This window comes from Pseudomonas sp. DWRC2-2 (assembly GCF_049897885.1).
In the GTDB taxonomy this organism is placed as follows: Bacteria; Pseudomonadota; Gammaproteobacteria; order Pseudomonadales; family Pseudomonadaceae; genus Aquipseudomonas; species Aquipseudomonas azotoformans_A.
The window spans coordinates 1-746 of sequence record NZ_JAFCXD010000019.1; the positions used below are offsets into that span (position 1 = coordinate 1).

General features: G+C 59.1%; 1 protein-coding gene. It reads right to left on the reverse strand.

Annotated elements, in window-relative coordinates:
* Positions 1-746: RHS repeat domain-containing protein (locus tag ACP7EW_RS30815; RefSeq protein WP_426221809.1), on the reverse strand; the 746-nt coding region annotated here is incomplete at both ends.

The window sequence follows — 746 nt, forward strand, 5'->3', positions numbered from 1 at the left end:
AATGAGGTTGCCGAAGGCGTCATAGTCGTAGTGGTGGTCGCCTTGGATCATCAGGCGATTGCCCGCCACGATGTCCGGGCCGGGGCGGTTTTGCATGAGCAGGTTGCCAGCCGGGTCGTAGGCAAAGCGTTCTTGCTCGCCTTGGGAGTGGTCGGCGCGGGTGAGGCGGTTTAGTGGGTCGTAGTGGTAGTGGTGTTCGCCTTTGTGGGTGTCTTGCAGGCGAGTGAGGTTGCCGGATTTGTCGTAGTCGTAGTGGCGTTGGTAAAGCGTGTGTTGCTGTTGGGTGACGGCGTGGGCGTGCAGGCGTTGCTGGTCGTCGTAGTGGTAGTGACTGATCAGTTGGCCTTGTTGGCGCTGGTGTTCCTGGCCGGCTTTGAACAGGTGGGAGGTAAGGGTTTCACCGTTCAGTTCGACGGTTGCTAGGTGGCCGCCTTTATCGTGGTTGAACACCACCCGGTTGTTGTCCGGCAGACGTAGATTTTGCAAGTGGCCGCAGGCGTCGTAGCTATAGCGCAGCGTGCCCCAGCCTTGGTGTTCGGCGGTGAGACGGTTTTGGCTGTCGTACTCGTAGGCCAACGCCCAGTGGCCGTCTTCGACGCTTAAGAGATTGCCCTGACGGTCGTAGGCGTAATCGACCAGGTTGCCGTCGGGCAGAGTTTTTCTTACGAGTCGACCGGCATAGTCGCGCTCGTAGCAGGTAACCAACTGACTACCGTCATCACCGTGTTCGGCCTTTTCCTGCAGGT